This window comes from Klebsiella sp. AqSCr (genome assembly GCF_008452795.1).
GTDB lineage: Bacteria > Pseudomonadota > Gammaproteobacteria > Enterobacterales > Enterobacteriaceae > Klebsiella > Klebsiella pneumoniae.
Genome location: NZ_MJDM01000003.1, coordinates 1 through 14,760 on the forward strand (window position 1 = coordinate 1; position 14,760 = coordinate 14,760).

Annotated in this window: 14 protein-coding genes and 1 tRNA gene; 8 read left to right on the forward strand and 7 right to left on the reverse strand. The window is 55.8% G+C overall.

Translation table 11 applies throughout. The annotated features are described in order from the left end of the window. Positions 1-223: 223 nt before the first annotated feature. A complete protein-coding gene (gene dkgB / locus BHE81_RS01990; protein WP_020804775.1) occupies positions 224-1,027 on the forward strand; it encodes a 2,5-didehydrogluconate reductase DkgB in 804 nt (267 codons plus the stop codon). 45 nt (positions 1,028-1,072) lie between these two features. On the opposite strand, the gene yafC is transcribed toward dkgB, so the two are convergent. Beyond that, positions 1,073-1,978 carry a DNA-binding transcriptional regulator YafC gene (yafC, locus tag BHE81_RS01995; protein ID WP_023302289.1) on the reverse strand — a complete coding sequence of 302 codons (906 nt, stop codon included), beginning with the start codon at positions 1,976-1,978 and terminating at the stop codon, positions 1,073-1,075. A gap of 104 nt (positions 1,979-2,082) precedes the next feature. Here yafC and BHE81_RS02000 point away from each other — a divergent pair, with 104 nt between their 5' ends. From BHE81_RS02000 to BHE81_RS02010, 3 genes are all read left to right on the forward strand, one after another. After that, positions 2,083-3,273: an MFS transporter gene (locus BHE81_RS02000; RefSeq protein WP_020804773.1), complete on the forward strand. Its 1,191-nt coding sequence runs from the start codon at positions 2,083-2,085 to the stop codon at positions 3,271-3,273. A 102-nt stretch (positions 3,274-3,375) separates the two neighbouring features. Continuing rightward, positions 3,376-4,173, forward strand: coding sequence for an endonuclease/exonuclease/phosphatase family protein (locus BHE81_RS02005; RefSeq protein WP_002889629.1), 798 nt, complete (start codon positions 3,376-3,378; stop codon positions 4,171-4,173). Between the two features lie 91 nt (positions 4,174-4,264). Beyond that, a complete protein-coding gene (locus tag BHE81_RS02010) occupies positions 4,265-5,035 on the forward strand; it encodes a class I SAM-dependent methyltransferase (protein WP_004183066.1) in 771 nt (256 codons plus the stop codon). Between the two features lie 57 nt (positions 5,036-5,092). Here BHE81_RS02010 and mltD read toward each other — a convergent pair whose 3' ends face one another. Both mltD and gloB read right to left on the reverse strand, forming a co-directional pair. Next, a complete protein-coding gene (gene mltD, locus BHE81_RS02015; protein ID WP_002889632.1) occupies positions 5,093-6,460 on the reverse strand; it encodes a murein transglycosylase D in 1,368 nt (455 codons plus the stop codon). 71 nt (positions 6,461-6,531) lie between these two features. Beyond that, complete coding sequence (gene gloB / locus BHE81_RS02020) at positions 6,532-7,287, reverse strand: hydroxyacylglutathione hydrolase (RefSeq protein ID WP_023302288.1); 756 nt, start codon at positions 7,285-7,287, stop codon at positions 6,532-6,534. Between the two features lie 32 nt (positions 7,288-7,319). Between gloB and BHE81_RS02025 the strand changes: the two genes are divergently transcribed. Beyond that, positions 7,320-8,042 carry a class I SAM-dependent methyltransferase gene (locus tag BHE81_RS02025; protein ID WP_002889685.1) on the forward strand — a complete coding sequence of 241 codons (723 nt, stop codon included), beginning with the start codon at positions 7,320-7,322 and terminating at the stop codon, positions 8,040-8,042. Here the strand turns inward: BHE81_RS02025 and rnhA are convergent. After that, positions 8,039-8,506, reverse strand: a complete 468-nt coding sequence (gene rnhA / locus BHE81_RS02030; RefSeq protein ID WP_002889686.1) for a ribonuclease HI — start codon at positions 8,504-8,506, stop codon at positions 8,039-8,041. The genes BHE81_RS02025 and rnhA overlap by 4 nt on opposite strands. A 64-nt stretch (positions 8,507-8,570) precedes the next feature. Between rnhA and dnaQ the strand changes: the two genes are divergently transcribed. Both dnaQ and BHE81_RS02040 read left to right on the forward strand, forming a co-directional pair. Then, a complete protein-coding gene (gene dnaQ / locus BHE81_RS02035; RefSeq protein WP_004152034.1) occupies positions 8,571-9,302 on the forward strand; it encodes a DNA polymerase III subunit epsilon in 732 nt (243 codons plus the stop codon). A 133-nt stretch (positions 9,303-9,435) separates the two neighbouring features. Continuing rightward, a tRNA-Asp gene (locus BHE81_RS02040) sits at positions 9,436-9,512 on the forward strand. A 59-nt stretch (positions 9,513-9,571) separates the two neighbouring features. On the opposite strand, the gene BHE81_RS02045 is transcribed toward BHE81_RS02040, so the two are convergent. After that, positions 9,572-10,453, reverse strand: coding sequence for a LysR family transcriptional regulator (locus BHE81_RS02045; protein WP_004145830.1), 882 nt, complete (start codon positions 10,451-10,453; stop codon positions 9,572-9,574). A 103-nt stretch (positions 10,454-10,556) separates the two neighbouring features. Here BHE81_RS02045 and eamB point away from each other — a divergent pair, with 103 nt between their 5' ends. Then, positions 10,557-11,147 (forward strand): cysteine/O-acetylserine transporter, encoded by a 591-nt coding sequence (gene eamB / locus BHE81_RS02050; RefSeq protein WP_004178672.1) that lies wholly within the window; start codon positions 10,557-10,559, stop codon positions 11,145-11,147. Between the two features lie 30 nt (positions 11,148-11,177). Here the strand turns inward: eamB and BHE81_RS02055 are convergent, their stop codons facing one another. Together BHE81_RS02055 and fadE are read right to left on the reverse strand one after the other, a co-directional pair. Beyond that, positions 11,178-11,948 (reverse strand): amidohydrolase, encoded by a 771-nt coding sequence (locus BHE81_RS02055; protein ID WP_023302287.1) that lies wholly within the window; start codon positions 11,946-11,948, stop codon positions 11,178-11,180. A gap of 178 nt (positions 11,949-12,126) precedes the next feature. Continuing rightward, positions 12,127-14,571: an acyl-CoA dehydrogenase FadE gene (gene fadE, locus BHE81_RS02060; protein WP_002889690.1), complete on the reverse strand. Its 2,445-nt coding sequence runs from the start codon at positions 14,569-14,571 to the stop codon at positions 12,127-12,129. Positions 14,572-14,760 lie beyond the last annotated feature (189 nt).

Sequence of the window (14,760 nt, forward strand, 5' to 3'; positions counted from 1 at the left end):
GTTAGAATACCTGCCTGTCACGCAGGGGGTCGCGGGTTCGAGTCCCGTCCGTTCCGCCACTTATTAAGAGCCCTGAGCATTTGCTCAGGGCTTTTTTGTTTGATCTGTTCTCTATTATTGCTAATTCAGCAAAAATCCTCTGCATTAATCGCTCTTTTTCCCCTCCACACCATCAGCCATAATTTCATCCGTTAACCGAAATGAAGAAATAACGAGGAAAATCATGGCAATCCCTGCATTTGGTCTTGGCACCTTCCGTCTGAAAGATGATGTTGTTATCGCATCCGTAAAAACCGCGCTGGAGCTGGGCTATCGTGCTATCGACACCGCGCAAATCTATGACAACGAAGCCGCGGTGGGTCAGGCTATCGCCGAAAGCGGCGTGCCGCGTAATGAGCTGTTCATCACTACCAAAATCTGGATCGAGAACCTGAGCAAAGACAAACTCATCGCCAGCCTGCAAGAAAGTCTGCAGAAGCTGCGCACGGACTATGTTGACCTGACGCTCATCCACTGGCCATCACCGAACGATGCGGTTGCCGTTGAAGAGTTTATGGCAGCCCTGATGGAAGCGAAGAAGCTGGGTCTGACCCGTCAGATTGGTATCTCCAACTTCACTATTCCACTGATGGAGCGCGCGATTGCCGCCGTTGGCGCTGAAAACATTGCGACCAACCAGATTGAACTCTCGCCGTATCTGCAAAACCGTAAAGTCGTCGACTGGGCACGTGAGCACGGCATCCACATCACCTCTTACATGACGCTGGCTTATGGTAAGGCGCTGAAAGATGAAGTGATTGCCCGTATCGCGGCGAAACATAATGCGACTCCGGCGCAGGTTATCCTGGCATGGGCGATGGGCGAGGGGTACGCGGTGATCCCGTCCTCGACGAAGCGTGATAACCTGGCCAGCAACCTGAAGGCGCTGGATCTGCAGTTGGATGATGAAGATCGACAGGCGATCGCTGCGCTGGATTGCAACGATCGGCTGGTGAGCCCGGAAGGTCTGGCGCCGCAGTGGGATTAATCACTCGCTACCGGTATGCCGTTCGCCCTGCCGCCCGAGAAGGTATTACGACAGCTTCTTCGGGAGCTGTTTTACGTGGTCGCTCAGAAAATCAATAAATGCCCTGATGCGAGTGCTGACCGCCCGGTCGCTGTAATAGACGGCACTGAAAGGCATTTCCACCGGTAAGCGCTTATCGGCCAGTAGCTCGACAAACTCTCCGCTGGCAATCTCTTTATCCACCATGTAATCCGACAGGCAGGCAATACCGTTACCGGTAAGGCACAGCTGCTTGAGCGTTTCGCCGCTATTGGATGACACCGCCGCTTCGATCTCTAACAGCTGGCCATCGCAACAGGATACCGGCCAGGTATTCAGCGATACCGGCTCGGTGAAGCCGAGGCAGTGATGCTGTTTCAGATCGGATGGATGCTGCGGCATACCGTAGCGCGCGACATAGTCGGGCGAGGCGACGATCTTACGATAGCTGGTAAACAGCGGTCGGGCGCGCAGGCTGGAATCCGTTAAGGTCCCGGCCCGAATGGCCACATCCACTTTCCGTTCAATCAGATTGATAAACGTCTCAGACGAGACGAGCGACAGCGTCATTTCCGGGTAGCGCTCGCGAAATGGCTTCACCAGCGGCATGAGAAAATGCAGCATCACCGGCGTCGCGGCATCTACCCGCAGCAGGCCCCGCGGCGTCGTGCGCGTCTCCAGCAGATCGTTCTCTGCCGCCGCCATTTCCTGCAAGACCACCTGCATACGGCGAAAATAGCGCTCGCCTTCTTCTGTCAGGCTGAGCTGGCGGGTGGTCCGATTGAGCAGGCTTACGCCTAGCTTTGATTCCAGCTTTTTGACCGCCCGGCTGACGGCGGAGTTGGCCTGTCCGAGCTGCTCGGCCGCCCGGCTGAAACTCCCGCTTTCCACCACCGCCACAAAGATGGCGATCTCCTCTGATGTGGCTCTCATTATTGCACCTATAGCAAAATTCTATTGATACTTTGATAGTTTTTGTTATTTATACAACCCTTCATACTACGTGTCATCTTAATCCTGATGCTACGGAGTAAATTATGCCACTGGCGCTATTTGCCTTAACCATCGGTGCCTTCGCAATTGGCACCACTGAATTTGTGATTGTCGGCCTGGTCCCGACCATTGCTCAGCAACTCTCTATCTCCCTGCCTTCGGCGGGACTGCTGGTCTCTATCTACGCGCTGGGCGTGGCGATCGGCGCCCCGGTACTGACGGCGTTGACCGGGCGTATGCCGCGTAAACAGCTGCTGCTGGCGTTGATGGTGCTGTTTACGGCGGGTAATGTGCTGGCCTGGCAGGCCCCGGGCTATGAAACGCTGATCCTGGCGCGACTGCTGACCGGCCTGGCACACGGCGTGTTCTTCTCTATTGGCTCGACAATTGCTACCAGCCTGGTGGCAAAAGAGAAAGCGGCCTCGGCCATTGCCATTATGTTCGGCGGCCTGACGGTCGCGCTGGTAACCGGGGTACCGTTCGGGACTTTCATCGGCCAGCATTTTGGCTGGCGGGAAACCTTCCTCGCGGTATCGATTCTGGGCGTCATTGCCCTTATCAGCAGCCTGATTCTGGTACCGAATAATATTCCGGGCCGCGCCAGCGCCAGCCTGCGCGATCAGATTAAAGTATTAACCCATCCGCGCCTGCTGATGATCTACGCCATTACCGCGCTGGGCTACGGCGGCGTGTTTACCGCCTTTACCTTCCTTGCGCCGATGATGCAGGAGCTGGCCGGTTTCAGTCCGTCAGCGGTGAGCTGGATCCTGCTGGGCTATGGTGTCTCGGTGGCTATCGGTAATGTGTGGGGGGGCAAACTGGCCGATAAGCATGGCGCCGTCTCCGCGCTGAAGTTTATCTTCGCCGCGCTGGTGGTGCTGCTGCTGGTCTTCCAGTTGACCGCCAGCGTTCACTATGCCGCGCTGGCAACGGTACTGGTGATGGGCATCTTCGCCTTCGGCAACGTGCCGGGTTTGCAGGTGTATGTGGTGCAAAAAGCCGAACAGTACACGCCTGGCGCCGTCGACGTCGCTTCCGGCCTGAATATTGCCGCCTTTAACGTCGGCATTGCTCTGGGGTCGATCGTCGGCGGACAGACGGTCGAGCGGTACGGTCTGGCGCAGACGCCGTGGATTGGCGCGATGATTGTGCTGGTCGCTTTGCTGTTGGTGGTCCTGAGCGGACGTTTAGATAAATTGCCACGCCGTTCGGCAGCGCTTTCTCCCGAAGGCTAAGGGTTTCTCGCAATTTGCATTGAAAGTGTATGGGAAAATCCCTATAACAGAATAACCAGTCGTCGTCGGGCTGGTTTCTGTTATCGAGGATTAATGCCCAAATTGCGAAAGAACACCTACGCCATGCGCTATGTCGCCGGACAACCTGCGGAGAGAATATTGCCTCCGGGGGCGTTTGCGGGCGTAAGTCCGGTTTATCCCGCCGGCACGCCGTTAAGCAGCGATGAGAAGATCCGCGTGCTGGTATGGAATATCTTCAAGCAGCAGCGCGCAGAGTGGCAGTCGGTCCTCAAAAATTTCGGCAAAGATGCGCATTTGGTCCTGTTGCAGGAGGCGCAAACCACCCCAGAACTGGTCCGGTTCGCGACTTCAAACTATCTGGCCGCCGATCAGGTGCCGGCGCTGGTATTGCCGCAGCATCCTTCCGGCGTAATGACGCTGGCCTCCGCGCACCCCATCTATTGCTGTCCGCTGCGCGAGCGCGAGCCTATTTTGCGATTGCCGAAATCGGCGTTAGTGACCGTTTATCCGCTGCCGGATGCGCGGTTGTTGATGGTAGTCAATATCCATGCCGTCAACTTTAGCCTTGGCGTCGACGTCTACAGCAAACAGCTGCTGCCAATTGGCGATCAGATCGCCCATCACAGCGGGCCGGTGATCATGGCCGGCGACTTCAATGCCTGGAGCCGGCCGCGGATGAATGCGCTGTACCGCTTTGCGCGTGAGATGTCGTTACGCGAAGTTCGTTTCTCAGACGATCAGCGCCGCCGCGCGTTTGGTCGTCCCCTCGATTTTGTGTTCTACCGTGGGTTAAGCGTGCACGATGCTTCCGTGCTGGTGACCCGCGCCTCCGACCACAACCCGCTACTAGTCGAATTCAGTCCCGGCAAGCCTGATTAATTTAAGGTTGGTCAGGCCTGCCATGGGGCAGGCCTGCGCATGCATGGTGCTGCCTTTTATTACTCAAAAAAAACCGTAAGGACAAGACAACATGACAACACGCTCTCACCATGACAACGTCGAAAAGCAGTTCGGCTCCCAGGCCAGCGCCTATCTGACCAGCACCGTACACGCCTCTGGTCGCGATCTGCAGCGGCTGGCGGAACGGCTGGCTGATTTTCCTCAGGCGAAAGTGCTGGATATGGGCTGCGGGGCAGGGCACGCCAGCTTTACCGCGGCGGGACAGGTTGCCGAGGTGACCGCCTATGATTTATCGAGCCAGATGCTGGAGGTCGTTGCCGCCGCGGCAAAGGAGAAAGGTTTTAGCAATATCGTGACCCAGCAGGGGTACGCCGAAACGCTGCCGTTCGCTGATGCCAGCTTTGATGTGGTGATTAGCCGCTACTCCGCTCACCACTGGCATGACGTTGGCCAGGCGCTGCGTGAGGTGAAACGTGTTCTCAAGCCGGGCGGGGTGATTATCGTGATGGACGTGATGTCGCCGGGTCATCCGGTACGTGATGTCTGGCTGCAGACGGTGGAAGCCCTGCGCGACACCTCGCATGTGCGTAATTATTCCAGCGGCGAGTGGTTGACGCTGGCGACTGAAGCGGGGCTGGTGGTTAACCAGTTGTTGACCGATCGCCTGCCGCTGGAGTTCAGTTCATGGGTGGCGCGGATGCGTACTCCTGAGCCGCTGGTGGAGGCGATTCGCTTATATCAGCAGAGCGCTTCGGCGGAGGTCAAAGCGTACTTCGAGTTACAGGAGGACGGATCGTTTACCAGCGATACCATTCTGTTCGAAGCGCATAAAGCGGTTTAATTTAGGCAATAAAAAAGGCACCGGGGAAGTCGGTGCCTTTTTGTCGAACCAGAGGTATCAGGACTCTGGTCGATCGCTGTTTTTCACAAACAACGTTAGCTGATCGCCTGGGCGCAGGTTGTCGGTATCGCTGTTCCAGCGCATCACGTCGCGAATATTAACGCCGTGACGTTTGGCGATGCTCGACAGCGAATCGCCTTTACGAACGCGATAGGTGATGCTATCGCTGTTGTTCGCCAGACGCTGGGCGCTGCTGCCTGCGCCAATAACCAGATTCTGCCCAACCTTTAATCCAGAGCCGCGCAGGTTATTCCACTGCTGCAGATCGCGGGTCGTCACACCAAGACGGGAAGCTATCCCGGAAATGGTGTCGCCGGAACGCACCTTATAGCTACGGCTGGTCAGCGGCGTATTGTCCGCGAGCTGCGTCGGCTGCACGGCGGCAATGTCGCCAGAGGCCAGCGATTCACGCAGCTGTGCGGCGTGCTTCTGCGGCACCATGACGTACTTTGGCCCGCTCGCGCCCAGCGTTGACCCTTTTACGCCCGCATTGAACGTCTTCAGCTTGCTGACCGGCATACCGGCCATGTCCGCGAGCTGAGAAATATCAACCGGACTGTCGAGGCGAACGCGCGCCAGCGCACGGCTTTCATCAGCCGTAGGCAGCTTTACGCCGTAACGTTTGCTGTTTTTGAGAATGTCGCTCAATGCCAGCATTTTCGGGACGTAGATTTTCGTTTCATGCGGCAGAGACAGCGACCAGAAATCGGTGGGTTTGCCACGCGAACGGTTCGCTTTTACTGCCTTCATGACCCGGCCTTCGCCGCTGTTATAGGCTGCGACCGTTAACAACCAGTCGCCGTCGAACATTTTGTTCAGACGTTGCATCATGTCCAGCGCCGCGGTAGTAGACGCGACGACATCACGACGCGCATCGTAACTGCGGGTCTGTTTTAAACCATAATTGCGCCCTGTGCTCGGAATGATCTGCCAAATGCCTGCGGCATTGGCGCCAGACGTCGCGTGTGGGTCAAAAGCGCTCTCCACTATGGGTAGTAATACCAGTTCCATTGGCATGTTACGTTTCTTAACCTGCCCGGCTATCCAGTACATATACGGCTCTGCCCGTAAAGTTACATCGTGGAGATAGCTCTTATTTCTTAAGTACTTCTGTTTCTGTTCGCGAATCCGGGGATTATCCGGTATTCCCATCTTTAGCTCGTCGCCTATGGAAGTCCACAGATCCTGGTCTTGCGCGTAGAAGGTTCCATCATCTAACCAGCGCGCTTGACTTGTGAACTTGCCTGCTTCCCCTTGACCAGCCGCAGAAAGGCTCTGTGCTCGCTGTTCGACGGTGCCATCGTGCTTAGACGCCTGGCACCCCACCAGCAGGACAGAGGCGAGTAATATCGCTCGTGCCTTCATGTGTGTGTCAATAGTTGCTTAAAAGACGACCAAGGATAACGGCGAAGTTGGCCGATGACAAGAATTAAATATCAGAAGTCATCTTTCTTTGACCTTAACCATGCAAATCGCGCCACAGAGTGTTGCAAATTTGTTTCTTTGTTAATTTTGTCAATTAAATCAATATCATTTACGCGTAAAAATAAATTTATACGCCGCTCATTTTTCAGAGTTACGGGTAGTGTTTTTTGTTTTTTTGCACGTAACTCATTAACTTTATGATAGTAATCGTTTATGTCCCTATCATCTGGCAGGATACTCAATGCAAACTTCATATTCGCTAACGTATATTCATGTGCGCAACATATGAGGGTTTCTTCAGGAAGGGCGTTAATTTTCATAAATGATTGATACATCTGCTCTGCTGTACCTTCGAACAGCCTTCCGCAGCCGCCGGAAAACATCGTATCGCCACAGAACAGATAAGGTTCGCTGTAGTAACAGATATGTCCTAATGTGTGACCTGGCGTAGAGAAAATGGAAAAATCGTGCCCGAGAATTGACAGCCGATCGCCATCGCCTACCACCTGAGTGACGCCTTTATCCTGGGTTTCCGCCGGCCCGTAAACCACTATAGAAGGGAATTTTTCATGTAATTGTTTTACGCCGCCGACGTGATCCTGATGATGATGGGTCAATAAAATAGCCTCGGGCTGCCACTGGTTTTCCTCGATGGCCGCCAGAACCGGCGCGGCTTCGCCTGGATCTACGATGATGCAGCGGCCGTTATTCTCACTGAGAACCCAGATGTAGTTGTCCTGAAACGCGGGAATACTGATAAGATTCATAAATTACCTCTAAAGCGTAGCGGAAGGTGGCAATGAAGCCGGCAAGGATACCTCACACAGTGACAGCGCCTGAGCATTGGTCCAGTATGCCGTGGGGCGAATACTATCGCGAAACGCTGGAGCAGCAGATGAAACCGTGGCTGGCTAAATTATATGGCTTTCATCTGCTTAAGATTGGCAATCTGAGCGCGGAAATCAATACCGAAGCTTGCGCCATCTCGCACCAGGTGAATGTCTCGCTGGCGGGAAATCCAATGCAGGTCCGGGCTGACCCGCTGCATTTACCCTTTGCCGAAAAGTCCGTTGACGCCTGCCTGCTGGCGCACACCCTGCCGTGGTGTAGCGATCCGCATCGTCTGCTGCGGGAAGCCGATCGTGTACTGATCGATGATGGCTGGATGATCCTGACCGGGTTTAATCCGGTCAGCCTGATGGGGTTGCGTAAGCTGGTGCCGGTCCTGCGCAAAGGAACGCCTTATAATAGCCGTATGTTTACGCTGATGCGCCAGCTGGACTGGCTGGCGCTGCTCAACTTTGAAGTGCTGCACTATGGACGTTACCAGGTTTTGCCCTGGTCGCGCCATGGCGGCAAATTGTTGAGCACCCATCTGCCGGCGCTGGGCTGTTTGCAATTGATTGTCGCCCGCAAACGGACCATTCCGCTGACGCTCAATCCGATGAAATCCGGCAAAGCGAAAACTCAGCTGCGGCCGGCGGTGGGCGCCACCCGGCAGTGGCGCAAAGGGCAGAATTAACTCTCAGGCAGGTAGCCGACATCGTCCAGTGTGGGGTGGGAGGCCGCCGCGCGCGCCAGCTCGTCGCAGCGTTCATTTTCAGGATGGCCGGCGTGGCCCTTTACCCATTCCCATTTAATTTTATGCTGGCCAAGCGCGGCGTCCAGCCGCTGCCAGAGGTCGACATTTTTCACCGGCTTTTTCTCTGCCGTTTTCCAGCCGCGCTTTTTCCAGTTGTGGATCCACTGGGTGATCCCCTGACGAACATACTGGCTGTCAGTGCTGAGCACCACTTCGCAATGCTCTTTTAACGCTTCCAGGGCAACAATTGCCGCCATCAGTTCCATGCGGTTATTGGTGGTCAGACGGTAGCCAGCGCTGAAGGTTTTTTCGTGCTGGCGGTAGCGCATGATGGCGCCGTAGCCGCCAGGTCCTGGATTACCCAGGCAAGAGCCGTCGGTGAAAATTTCTACCTGTTTGAGCATCTCTGGTAGACTTCCTGTAATTGAAATCGATTTGTAAACGATAAGTCTGACATAAATGACCGCTATGAGCACTGCAATTACGCGCCAGATTGTTCTCGATACCGAAACCACCGGTATGAACCAGATCGGGGCACACTACGAAGGACACAAGATCATTGAGATCGGCGCCGTGGAGGTGATCAACCGCCGCCTGACCGGTAACAATTTTCACGTCTATCTGAAGCCCGATCGGCTGGTGGATCCTGAAGCATTCGGCGTACACGGGATCGCCGATGAGTTCCTGCTGGATAAACCTACCTTTGCCGACGTGGCTGATGAGTTTATGGATTACATCCGCGGCGCGGAGCTGGTGATCCATAACGCCTCGTTCGATATCGGCTTTATGGATTATGAATTCAGTAAGCTAAACCGCGGCATCGGAAAAACCGAGACCTTTTGTAAAATCACCGACAGTTTGGCGCTGGCGCGGAAAATGTTTCCTGGCAAGCGCAACAGCCTCGATGCGCTATGTTCGCGTTACGAAATAGACAACAGCAAGCGTACGCTGCACGGGGCGTTGCTCGATGCCCAGATCCTTGCCGATGTCTATTTGATGATGACCGGCGGCCAGACTTCAATGGCGTTCTCTATGGAAGGCGAAAGCCAGCAGCAGGCGGGAGAGATGGGAATTCAGCGCGTCGTCCGCGCCGGCAGTCAGTTACGCGTGGTTTATGCCTCAGATGAAGAACTGGCGAACCATGAATCCCGCCTCGACCTGGTACAAAAGAAAGGCGGAAGCTGCCTGTGGCGTGCCTGATAGCCACTAAAATGAATTAAAAGTAGGCGGTTGGGTGATTTTTGCAGCAAACGATTCAAAATGGTAGAAAAAGCGTTGACGGGGTAGAGGGGAATCCGTAATATTCGCCTCGTTCCCAACGGAACAACAACGCGGAGCGGTAGTTCAGTCGGTTAGAATACCTGCCTGTCACGCAGGGGGTCGCGGGTTCGAGTCCCGTCCGTTCCGCCACTATTCAGAAAGCCTGAATCAGCAATGATTCAGGCTTTCGTCGTTTTCGTCGCCGAATTTCAGCGCGCCTCTTGTTCCTCCTGCATGCACTGCATAAATACCCGCATCGCCGGACTGATAGCCTTCCCGGCATGGTGGGCGCAGAGCGCATGGATCGTCAACGGCGTCTCGCTGAATGGCAGCTCAACCAGCGTCCCGCGCTTGAGCTCGTCCTCCACCGCAAAGCGTGGCAGAAAACTCACTCCCAGATTTCCCGCCACGCACTGCTTGATACTCTCAATACTCCACAGCTCAATGGTGTTCTCCAGAGTAATTTCGCGCTGGCGCAGGGTGCTTTCAAAAATCTGCCGGAACACGCACTGGGGTTCGTTGATGATAAAGCTCAGCGGGATATGCTGGCGCGGGCGCATGAAGTCTACCGGCGCCTGCTCGACCGATGCGACCAGCGTCAGCGACTGCTGGCCAAGCTCCATTATCGTGAGCGCGTCATCGTTACCCACCCGGTAAAACACCCCCAAATCGACCTCGTCGGCAAGCAACGCATCGCGGATGCTGTAGCAGTTGAGCGACTGCAGCGACAGGCGCACTTTCGGAGCGCGTTGCTTAAAACGCTGCAGCACCCGCGGCATTTTATACGCCAGCAGCGTTTCGCCAGTGGCGACGCGAAGTTCGCCGCCGGGCTCATCGTCCTGGCGTGCCGCCTGACGTATCGAGGCCATCACTTTAGTCAGGTCGTAGACATGCGGCAGGACCTTCTTACCGGCGGCGGTGAGACACATCCGCCGGCCGATTTTCTCAAACAGCGGGATGGCAAGCTCCTGCTCCAGCTGCTGGATATGAAAAGTCACGGTGGACTGAGTGCAGCATAGTTTCTGCGCCGCGCGCAGAAAGGAACCTTCTTCGACAACAGTTTTGAAGGTGATGAAGCGTCGCAGATCCATATTTCCTCTTTGTATCGATATTATCGAAGCGAGAATGAAAAAATATTCATTTTTTTAAATTATCAGCTTCGGGTAGTGTCTGCCAGACAAGAGGAGAAAACCCGTGACACCTACCCTGATAAGCGCCTTTTTAACTTACACTTTGATCACCGCCCTGACACCCGGGCCCAACAATATCCTGGCGCTGAGCAGCGTCACCTCCCATGGTCTACGCCGCAGCCTGCGGGTGCTGGCCGGGATGAGCGTCGGGTTTATTATCACTATGTTGATTTGCGCGGCTTTAACCTTTTCGCTGGTTGAACTCGACTCACGCTTTACCCTGGTATTGGGATGGATTGGCGCGGCGTACATCCTGTGGCTGGCCTGGCAGATTGCCAAAAGCAAACCGGCGACAGGGACGCCGAGTGTAGAACCGGTAGGCTTTTGGGCGAGTCTGGGGCTACAGTTCGTCAACGTTAAAATTATTCTGTATGGCATCACCGCGCTTTCTACCTTTGTTCTGCCCGTTACTCGCGAGCCTGTTTGGCTTATCAGCGTGAGTCTGCTGCTGGCGGCGATTGGCGCACTGGGAAATCTGTGCTGGGCGCTGGCGGGGCATCTGTTTCAGCGCCTGTTTTTGCTGTACGGGCGGCAACTGAACTGGATGCTGGCAGCGTTATTGGTCTACTGTGCTGTGCGGATCGTGGTGGAATAAAAAGGGAGCGCAGCGGCTCCCGAAGGGTGATTAGCCGATAGTGAAAGGATCGGCATCGCGCCAGGCGGGGAATTTTTCACGATATTCCTGAAGGGTGCTCAGCGACAGCTCGGCATCAAGACAAGTGGCCTGATGCGGATCGGCGGTGGCGATAATCTCCCCCTGGGGATTGATAATCCGACTATCGCCGCGGTAATGATGGCCGTTGCCGTCAGTGCCAACCCGGTTACAGCCGGCGACATAGGCCTGGTTTTCAATCGCGCGGGCGATCAGCAGCGACTGCCAGTGCAGCGAGCGCGGCGCCGGCCAGTTGGCGACATACAGCGCCAAATCATAGTCGTTCTGATTACGCGACCATACCGGAAAGCGCAGGTCGTAACAGACCAGCGGCAGGATCCGCCATCCACGCCATTCAAAGACCACGCGCTGGTTTCCGGCCTCATAGTGATGATGTTCATCGGCCATACGGAACAGGTGCCGTTTATCATAATGGTGCACCGTACCGTCAGGCTCGACCAGCAGGAAGCGGTTAACAGCGCCGTGTTCAGTTTGCAGCGCAGCGCTGCCGGCAATCAGCGCCTGGGATTGCGCAGCCCGGGCATGCATCCACTCCACCACGTCGGCCTCGGGTAAAGACTGTTTTGCCGCTTCCATGGCAAAGCCGGTGGTAAACATCTCTGGTAAAACAATCACATCGCGCCCGGTGATTCCTTCCAGTTGGCGATCAAAATGGCGCAGGTTGGCAGGGCCGTCCATCCAGACCAGCGGTTGTTGCAACAGCGAAATTTTCAGGCCAGGCACAATGGTCAACTCCATTCTCATGAGGGGGTTAGGTTAACTGTAACACCATATCAGCCGCGCGGCGGTCCGCGGAATATTTTGTTAAAAAAATGCTACTGATGGAAACGAAAGGGGAGGAGAGGGCGAAAAAAAGGCGGGGAAAGTTCCCCGCCCGGCGTGTGATGTGGTAGTGGTTTTATTATGCAGCTTCAACTTTACGAACTTTTTCCGGCAGCTTTACCGGCTTTGTCGCCAGCTCCTCTGGCGCAAAGTCGTCGACGTTAATGCTGCGCAGACGGCTATGCTCTGCACGGGTAAGAATGGCGGCCTCATCCTGACTGATTAATCCTTTGGCCAGCGCGTTGTGGGCCAGCTCATCCAGACGGGTGAACGGCAGATTTTTACCCAACTCTTTGCAGATCCGCTGGTGGATAGGATCGGCCGCCATCACTTCCAGCAGGGCCTCTTCCAGCAGGCCTACCGGGTTATGCTCGCTCGGCGTCAGATACTGACCGCGACCGATGCGGGAGCGCGTGGCGCTGGGCACCTGCAGAATTTTGGCGACCTGGTGGTCCAGCCTATCCGACGGCGCATGATGATGACGGCCGGTCGGGAAGATGACCAGGCGCATTACGCCTGCCACCAGACGGTTCGGGAAATTGTCCAACAGATCGTCAATGGCTTGCTCGGCCTGGTGCAGCGCGTCCTGTACCCCCCAGTGAACCAGCGGCAGATCGGCTTCATTGCGTCCTTCATCGTCATAGCGTTTCAGCACCGCCGAGGCCAGGTACAGCTGGCTTAACACATCTCCCAGACGGGCGGAGATACGTTCGCGTCGCTTGAGGCTGCCGCCGAGCACCGCCATTGAGACGTCTGACAGCAGTGCCAGGTTGGCGCTCAGACGATTCATTTGCTGATAGTAGCGACGGGTGGCGTCACGAGTCGGCGCGCTGCTGGTGCGCCCGCCGGTCAGGCCCAGCCAGAAACTCCGCACTTTATTACTGCCGACATGGCCGATGTGTTTGAACAGCAGCTTGTCATAGGCGTTCAGGTCATTATTCTGCGCGGCGGCCATCTCCTCCAGTACGTACGGATGGCAGCGAATCGCCCCCTGACCGAAGATCATCATGCTGCGGGTCAGAATGTTTGCGCCTTCCACGGTGATGGCGATAGGCGCGCCCTGATAGGCCCGGGCGAGGAAGTTGCCTTCGCCCAGCATAATGCCTTTCCCGCCGGTAATATCCATCGCGTCGATAATGGAGCGCTGGCCGCGGTGGGTGCAGTGATATTTCACGATAGCGGACAGCACTGCAGGTTTCTCGCCGAGCATGATGCCGTAGGTGATCAGCGACGCCGCAGCGTCCATCACATAGGCGTTACCGGCGATACGCGCCAGCGCCTCTTCAATCCCTTCCATTTTGCCGATGGAGATTTTGAACTGGCGGCGAATATGGGCGTAAGCGCCAGTCGCCATGGCAACGGATTTCAGACCACCGGTGGCGTTGGACGGCAGAGTAATACCGCGGCCGACCGATAGACATTCAACCAACATGCGCCAGCCCTGACCGGCCATGCTTGGGCCGCCGATGATGTAATCGATAGGCACGAAGATATCTTTGCCGCGGGTTGGACCGTTCTGGAACGGCACGTTCAGCGGGAAGTGGCGACGGCCGATTTCCACGCCCGGGGTGGAGGTGGGGATCAGCGCGCAGGTGATACCCAGCTCTTCTTCTCCGCCCAGCAAACGATCCGGGTCAGAGAGTTTGAAAGCCAGCCCCAGCACGGTGGCGATAGGCGCCAGCGTGATATAACGTTTGTTCCAGGTCAGGCGCATCCCCAGCACCTGTTGACCCTGCCAGTCGCCCATGCACACCACGCCGGTATCCGGGATGGCGCCGGCGTCAGAGCCCGCTTCCGGGCTGGTGAGAGCGAAGCAAGGGATTTCCAGGCCGCGTGCCAGACGCGGCAGATAATGATTCTTCTGTTCTTCGGTACCGTAATGCTGCAGCAGTTCGCCCGGGCCCAGCGAGTTCGGGACGCCGACGGTGATCGCCAGGATGCCGGAGACGCCAGAGAGTTTCTGCAGTACTCGTGCCTGAGCGTAAGCGGAGAACTCAAGTCCGCCATACTCTTTCTTAATAATCATCGCGAAGAAGCGGTGCTCTTTCAGATAGGCCCACAGCTCCGGCGGCAGATCGGCCATTTCGTGGGTGATGGCGAAGTCGTTAGCCATCCGGCAGGCTTCTTCAACTGGGCCGTCGAGGAAAGCTTGCTCTTCGGCAGTCAGCCGCGGCTGCGGATAGTTATGTAACTTTTGCCAGTCAGGATTGCCGCGAAACAGATCGCCTTCCCACCAGGTGGTGCCGGCGTCGATGGCTTCTTTTTCCGTGCGCGACATCGGCGGCATCACCTTGCGGAATGTGCGAAACGCCGGTGCGGAAATCATGGATTTACGCATAGGCGCAAAGTTAAACGGCAACAGTATGATCGCCAGCGGCAGTAGCAGCCAGATATTCCACACTCCGGCCGCGCCGAGCGCCGCGGTCCAGGCGAGCAAAATCACGCTGCTGAGCAGCAGGCTGACCCGGTGATAGAAGAGCGCGCCGAGTAAAACGACGGTTGCAACAATACTCAAAATCATCATAGAGAAATGCTCCCTGAGCTTGTAGGAGGTCTGACCACTTGTGATGTATTGGTTGTAGTGCATGCGTTTTTATTTAGCAATGTGTTTACAAAATAATTACAACCTTGCTCACATTGTTGTATGCAAAAGCGGCACATAAAATCAAAAGAGCGAGGGATAACGCTGCCTGCTGCTTCTCGCTTCGACGGC